Origin of the sequence: Galbibacter sp., assembly GCF_035306585.1 — a bacterium.
Classification (GTDB): Bacteria; Bacteroidota; Bacteroidia; order Flavobacteriales; family Flavobacteriaceae; genus Galbibacter.
Window position 1 is genome coordinate 1 of sequence record NZ_DATGNU010000119.1, and the last position, 5295, is coordinate 5295.

A 5295-nucleotide genomic window follows, 5' to 3' on the forward strand; every position below is an offset into this window, starting at 1 on the left:
CTACGATAATCGCTTTTACTCTTGATGCAATGTCTGACATAATTTTTTTATTTTAAAATTTAATTGATGGCAAAAATATAAAACTTTGCTTTAAAAAAACGTTTTGGAGCTAAAATGTGCTTTTAAAGTTAATAATTTTTCCCACAACTATTTAATTTTTGACTTCACTTTCTTGGAAATTATTCTTTTTTTTGCCTTAAAATTAAATCTTTACAAGCGATGAAAAGCATTATTATAATGGCTTCTGGTTCGGGTTCGAACGCTGAAAATATTGTCAAATATTTTGAAGGAAATGAAAATATTCAAGTCACAGCAATTTTTTCAAATAAAAGAGATGCAAAGGTGTTAGAGCGAGCCTCAAAATTGGGAATTTCGGCTTATTATTTTAATAAAACTGCTTTTTCTAAAGGGCAACTTGTCGAACTTTTCAAAGCATTAAATCCAGATTTAATTGTTTTAGCTGGTTTTTTATGGAAACTTCCAACGGACCTAGTAGCGGCATTTGACCATAAGATTATAAACATTCATCCAGCATTATTGCCAAAGTATGGTGGGAAAGGTATGTTCGGAATGAATGTGCATAAGGCGGTTAAAGAAAATAAAGAAACGGAATCTGGGATTAGTATTCATTTTGTCAATGAGCACTATGATAAGGGAAATATGATTTTTCAAGCAAAGACTCCAGTATTAGATTCAGATACCGCTGATCATATCGCACAAAAGGTGCATGCTTTGGAATATGAGCACTTTCCCCGAATCATTGAAAAATTATTAAATGGAAAAATTTGATGTCTTTATTTATACTGATGGGTCTTCAAGAGGAAATCCCGGTCCAGGGGGGTATGGAATTGTTATGGAATGGGTAGGGAAACCTTATAGAAAAGAGTTTTCCCAAGGGTTTCGTAAGACAACTAATAACCGAATGGAACTATTAGCAGCCATTGAAGGTCTTCGAAAGCTCAAAAAGGAGAATTTAAATGTTAAAATTTTTTCCGACTCGAAGTATGTAGTTGATGCAGTTGAAAAAGGTTGGGTGTTTAAATGGGAGAAAATTGGATTTAAGGATAAAAAAAACCCCGATCTGTGGAAACTTTTTTTAGAACAATACAGGAAACATCGCGTGGTGATGCAATGGGTAAAAGGACATAATAACCATCCTCAAAATGAACGATGTGATGTTTTAGCGGTGGCTTCCTCCAAGGCAAAGGACTTATCCGTCGACATTGGATTTGAGCAATAGAAGAGTACAAAGTACACTTTTTAAGGCTAAAGGATTCTCTATTTTGAGTTCATTATTTGTTTAATTCCATAGACTTTCGTAAATCTGCAACCTAGTAGTTAGCTAAAATGGATGCTTTTTCATTCTATAGAAAAGGCGTTTGTCAGCTGAATTCAAAGTTGATAAACCCTACTCCATAATGCTGTGGTATGCGTTTTATGAAAAAATGGTTACTGTTGTTACTCAATTTCCCTCTAATTGCCATATATTCACAACAATGGGAGTTAAAGAAAGATAATGGGGATATTCAAGTATATACACGTGAGTTGGATTCTACCAAATTTAATGAGTACAAAGCGGTACTCATCGCTGAAACAACTATAGAAAAAGTCTTAGCTGTTCTGACAAACGGAGATAGTTTGAACCGTTGGACATATAAGACCCCAGAAAGTAAACAACTTGAAAAAATATCGGATAACGAATTTATCTTTTGGATGAGAAATGACTTTCCTTGGCCATTAAATGACCGAGATAACATTTCACGAATTAAATTAAAGAAGGTAGGCAACAAGGTTTATCAGATCGATATTGAGGCAGAAGACAGCTTGGTATATCAGCAGGAACAGAACGTCATCCGCATGAAGTTATTTAAAGGGTATTGGAGAGTTCAAGAGCTTAATGAAAATTCAGTATTAATTATTCAGCAAATGTACGGGGATCCAAACGGTGTCCTTCCAGCATGGATTGTAAACAGTATTTTGGTAAGTTTTCCATACCATTCTTTTGAAAATCTGAAAGAAATACTGGAAAACTAAATGTATATTTGCAAAAAATTTAGAATGGGAAGATTATTAATTGTAGGAAGTGTTGCCTTCGACGCTATTGAAACTCCTTTTGGTAAAACTGATAAGATTCTTGGTGGCGCAGCTCCTTTCATAGCGCTTGCTGCCTCCAAATTCAACGTAGAAAGCGCTATTGTTTCAGTAGTGGGAGAGGATTTCCCACAAGAGTACTTGGATCTGCTCAGTAATAATGGTATTGATATAAGTGCTATTAATATCGTCCCAGGCGGAAGAACATTCTTTTGGAGAGGACGCTACCACAATGATTTAAACTCTAGAGATACTCTTGAAACTCAACTAAACGTATTGGCCGATTTTAATCCTATCGTGCCCGAGCAATACAGGGATTCAGAAGTATTAATGTTAGGAAATTTAAATCCATCCGTCCAATTAAGCGTAATTTCGCAAATGGAAGTTAAACCAAAATTAACGGTTTTAGATACCATGAACTTTTGGATGGATAACGCACTCGATGAATTGTTAGAAGTCATTGCAAAAGTGGATGTGATTACTATAAATGATGAAGAAGCCAGACAATTATCTGGAGAGTATTCCCTAGTGAAAGCAGCAGCTAAAATTCATGCAATGGGTCCAAAATATATTGTGATTAAAAAAGGAGAACACGGTGCTTTGTTATTTCAGAATGATGAAATATTCTTTGCCCCGGCGCTTCCACTAAAAGAAGTATTTGATCCTACTGGAGCTGGCGATACCTTTGCGGGGGGATTTTCTGGTTATTTAGCCAAGACGCAGGATTACAGTTTTGAGAACATGAAAAATGCCGTTGTTCAAGGCTCCAACTTGGCCTCGTTCAACGTGGAGAAATTCGGGACTGAAAGACTGCTTAACCTGGATCCCATGACTATCTACAGAAGATTGGAACAATTTAAAAAGTTAACACAGTTCGATATAGAACTTTCATAATAAAACAAGTGCGCCCTGATTGTATCGGGGCTTTTTATTTACATATTTTATGAGTGACGCTATAAAACACGAATGCGGAATTGCCTTAGTTAGGTTGCTAAAACCCTTGGATTACTACAAGGAAAAATACGGAAGTACATTTTACGGAATAAATAAGATGTATTTGATGATGGAAAAGCAGCACAATAGGGGGCAGGATGGTGCAGGATTTGCAAGTATTAAATTCAACATGCAGCCTGGTGAACGCTATATGAGCCGCATACGATCTAATCAAGCACAACCCATACAGGATATTTTCACCCAAATAAATCAACGTATAAACCAGGAGCTTTCCGATCATCCTGAATTTCAAGATGACATAGCCTTACAAAAACGACATATACCATATGTTGGAGAGCTAATGATGGGGCATGTACGGTACGGTACCTTTGGGAAAAATAGTATTGAGAGCGTTCACCCATTTCTACGGCAAAACAATTGGATGCACCGTAATTTAATAGTTGCGGGGAATTTCAATATGACCAATGTAAACGAATTATTCTCTAATTTGATTCGTATCGGTCAACATCCTAAAGAGATGACTGATACAGTTACAGTTATGGAAAAAATCGGACATTTCTTGGATGATGCCGTTGCAAAACTCTATAAGGAAATTAAAAAGGAAGGTTTCAATAAGATGGAAGCTTCTCCATTGATCGCGGACCGTTTGAATGTAGCTAAAATACTCCGAAAGGCGGCCAAAAACTTTGACGGGGGCTATGCGATGGCTGGTCTATTAGGCCATGGTGATGCCTTTGTATTAAGAGATCCAGCTGGAATACGTCCTACCTATTATTATCAGGACGAAGAAGTAGTGGTAGTAGCATCAGAGAGACCAGTGATCCAGACGGTTTTCAATGTAGAGTTTGATCAGGTCAAAGAACTTGATCCAGGAAAAGCACTCATTATAAAGAAAAATGGGATTGTACGTAAAAAAAGAATTCTAGATCCACTGGAGCGTAAGGCTTGCTCTTTTGAAAGAATTTATTTTTCAAGAGGGAGTGATTCTGAAATCTATCAGGAGCGTAAAAAATTAGGCCGTTTACTTTTTCCGAAAATATTAAAGGCCATTGATGGGGATATGGAGAATACTGTTTTTTCCTATATCCCAAATACGGCAGAGACTTCTTTTTTCGGAATGTTTAAACAAGCGCAGGATTATTTGAATAAAAGAAAAGAAGAAGTAATACTAAAAGAAGGTAGTTCGCTGACAAGTGAGCGCCTTCATGAAATACTCTCCAGTAGACCACGAGTTGAAAAGGTAGCTATTAAGGATGTGAAGCTTCGTACTTTTATTACAGAGGATAGCAGTCGTGATGATTTGGTTACACACGTTTATGATGTTACTTATGGATCTGTAAAACCTACCGACAATCTTGTAATCATCGATGACAGTATCGTACGAGGAACCACCCTAAAGAAAAGTATTCTAAGAATCCTTGATCGTCTAAATCCTAAAGCTATTGTAGTAGTTTCATCAGCACCGCAGATTCGATATCCAGATTGTTATGGGATTGATATGGCGCGATTAGAAGATCTTATTGCCTTTAGAGCTGCCCTTAGCCTTCATAAAGACCGAGGAACTGAATCCATCGTCGAGGAGATCTACCAAGAATGTAAAAGTCAAATAGGTTTGCCAGCAGATGAAATTAAGAATTCAGTACAGCGTTTTTATGAACCCTTTACTGATGAAGAAATTTCTGGGAAGATATCTGAGCTTTTATGTCCAGAGGGGATGAAGGCAACTGTTAAGATTATCTATCAAAGTGTTGATAATCTTCATATTGCTTGTCCTAAAAATCTGGGGGATTGGTATTTTACTGGAAATTATCCAACCAATGGAGGAAATAGAGTCGTTAATCGTGCCTTTATGAACTTCTATGAGGGGGTAGCGGGGCGTGCATACTAAGGTCGTTGGGTTAGGATACATTTCAACGTTAATTTTTGTAATTTAACTGATTATTAACTGTTAGTTAATTCCTTAATCATATCTTTGAGGTACCATAGCATAAGTAGGTTAAGTTCATGGTAAGATTTGGGGCAAAAAAGGTGGATTTATCCACCTTTTTTATTTTCCAGTATTTCCTTTTTCGATTTCCCCTCCTAGCGATTATTTATTTTTGTATTATCAAAATATTTTTAACCATTAATCTAAAATACGTGCATTATATCTTATTTATATGGCCGCCTCTGGGGATGGGTGTATATTTGGATTACCATAGCATAAGTAGGTTAAGTTCATGGTAAGATTTGGGGCAAAAAGGGTGGATT

5 protein-coding genes are annotated in these 5295 nt (G+C 36.5%); all 5 read left to right on the forward strand.

All coding sequences use genetic code 11. The features are described 5' to 3' along the window. Nucleotides 1-219: 219 nt before the first annotated feature. The 5 genes from purN to VKY50_RS10765 all read left to right on the forward strand — a co-directional run bounded on the left by purN (nucleotide 220) and on the right by VKY50_RS10765 (nucleotide 4933). The gene (gene purN, locus VKY50_RS10745; RefSeq protein ID WP_324301693.1) at nucleotides 220-789 is read left to right on the forward strand and encodes a phosphoribosylglycinamide formyltransferase; all 570 of its coding nucleotides are present in this window, start codon (nucleotides 220-222) and stop codon (nucleotides 787-789) included. Further along, complete coding sequence (gene rnhA, locus VKY50_RS10750; protein WP_324301695.1) at nucleotides 776-1240, forward strand: ribonuclease HI; 465 nt, start codon at nucleotides 776-778, stop codon at nucleotides 1238-1240. Before purN ends, rnhA begins: the two co-directional genes overlap by 14 nt. 188 nt (nucleotides 1241-1428) lie before the next feature. Then, a complete protein-coding gene (locus tag VKY50_RS10755) occupies nucleotides 1429-2034 on the forward strand; it encodes an START domain-containing protein (RefSeq protein ID WP_324301697.1) in 606 nt (201 codons plus the stop codon). Between the two features lie 24 nt (nucleotides 2035-2058). Continuing rightward, entirely contained in the window at nucleotides 2059-2985 is a 927-nt protein-coding gene (locus VKY50_RS10760; protein ID WP_324301699.1) for a PfkB family carbohydrate kinase, read from the forward strand. A 49-nt stretch (nucleotides 2986-3034) separates the two neighbouring features. Beyond that, complete coding sequence (locus VKY50_RS10765) at nucleotides 3035-4933, forward strand: amidophosphoribosyltransferase (RefSeq protein ID WP_324301701.1); 1899 nt, start codon at nucleotides 3035-3037, stop codon at nucleotides 4931-4933. The last annotated feature ends 362 nt before the right edge of the window (nucleotides 4934-5295 follow it).